This is a genomic window from Microbispora amethystogenes (assembly GCF_016863015.1).
Taxonomy (GTDB): Bacteria; Actinomycetota; Actinomycetes; order Streptosporangiales; family Streptosporangiaceae; genus Microbispora; species Microbispora amethystogenes.
The window spans coordinates 1-1,829 of the sequence record NZ_BOOB01000115.1; the positions used below are offsets into that span (position 1 = coordinate 1).

Below are 1,829 nucleotides of genomic sequence, written 5' to 3' on the forward strand. Positions count from 1 at the left end.
AACACTGAGCGTGCTGAGCCGTACGGACGGGTCGGAGGCGACCTGCTCCAGCACGCGCACCAGGCGTCTCGACAGCGCTTGGGCGGTGGCCTCGTCGAACAGGTCGACGGCGTAGAGGATGCCGCCGATCAGCCCGGCGGGAGTTCCTCTCTCGTCCCGCCGCTCCACGAGCGTCACCGAAAGGTCGAAGCGAGCCGTGTCCTCACTCGCGGACTGCGCCGGCTCGACCTGCAACCCGGCGAGGTCCCACTGCTCCGAGCCCCCGCCGTTCTGTACGGCCAGCGTGACCTGGAAGAGCGGGTTGCGGGACAGGGAGCGGGCCGGGTTGAGGTCCTCCACGAGACGTTCGAACGGCACGTCCTGGTGGGCGTAGGCGGCCAGGTCGGTCTCCCGTACCCGCGCCAGCACGTCTTCGAACGACGGGTCGCCGGACAGGTCCGTACGCAGGACGAGCGTGTTGACGAAGAACCCGGCCAGGTCCTCCAGCGCCGCGTCCCCACGACCGGCGATCACCGTACCGATCGGGATGTCGGAGCCCGCACCCATCCGCGCCAGCAGCATCGCGAGCGCCGCGTGGGCCACCATGAACATCGTGGACTGGCCGTTCTGGGCGACCTCCACCAGCCGAGCGTGGGTCTCCGCGTCCACCTCGACCGGCACGTTGGCGCCGCGGAAGGAGGACACGGCCGGGCGTGGCCGGTCGGCCGGGAGCGCCACCTCCTCCGGCGTGCCTTCGAGAGCCTGACGCCAGTAGCCGAGCTGGCCGCTGACCAGGCTTTCCGGGTCGTTCAGGTCGCCCAGGACCTCCCGCTGCCACAACGCGTAGTCGGCGTACTGGACGGGCAGCGGCCGCCACTCCGGCGCCCGGCCGTCGCGGCGGGCCGCGTAGGCCACGCGCAGGTCGCGGCCCAGTACGCCCATCGACCAGCCGTCCACCGCGATGTGATGGACCACGATCAGCAGCACGTACTCGGACGGCGCGACCGCGAGCAGGTGAACGCGCAAGGGCAGGTCGGCGGTGAGATCGAACCTGCGCCCCGCGTACGAGGCGAGCGTCTCCGGAAGGTCCTGCTCCGTGGTCTCCGCGAGCAGCAGCGCCGGACGGCCGGCGGGCCCGTCCAGGATGTGCTGGCGGGGGACTCCGTCGGTCTCGGGGAAGACTGTGCGCAGGCTCTCGTGACGGTCCGCGATGTCACCGATCGCCGCCTCCAGCGCCGCGATGTCCGGGTCCCCCGACAGGCGGAGCGCGAGCGAGAGGTTGTACGCCGCGCCCTCTCCCGCGTCTTCGAGGCGGTTGAGGAACCACATGCGCTGCTGGGCGTACGACAGCGGCAGCACCTCGGGCCGCGGCACCGGCGTGAGCGCCCGCCGGACCTGGCCGGTCCCGCCGATCATCCGGGCCAGCCCGGCGACGGTCGGCTCACCGAACAGGTCACCGATGCTGATCTCGGTCTCCAGCACCGCCCGGATGCGGGCGATCAGCCGCATCGCCAGCAGCGAGTCGCCGCCCAGGTCGAAGAACGACGCCTCGGCCCCGACCTGCTCCAGACCGAGCACCTCGGCGAACAACCCGCACAGCACCTCTTCGGCGGGTGTCGCCGGGCCCCGGCCACCCCGCAGACCCGCGACATCCGGCGCGGGCAGCGCGGTACGGTCCAGCTTGCCGTTGACCGTCAGCGGCATCGCCTCGATCGGCACGACCAGAGGGACCATGTAATCCGGCAGCCGGCCTGCGGCGTGCTCCCGCAGCGCTTCGACGTCCATCTGGCCATCGGCCGGGACGACGTAGGCGACCAGGCGCTTCTCGTCTGGGCGGTCCTCGCGTACGA

The 1,829-nt window shown here is 71.7% G+C and carries 1 protein-coding gene; it reads right to left on the minus strand.

The annotated features are described in order from the left end of the window. Positions 1-1,829: condensation domain-containing protein (locus Mam01_RS35925; protein WP_239101882.1), on the minus strand; the 1,829-nt coding region annotated here is incomplete at both ends.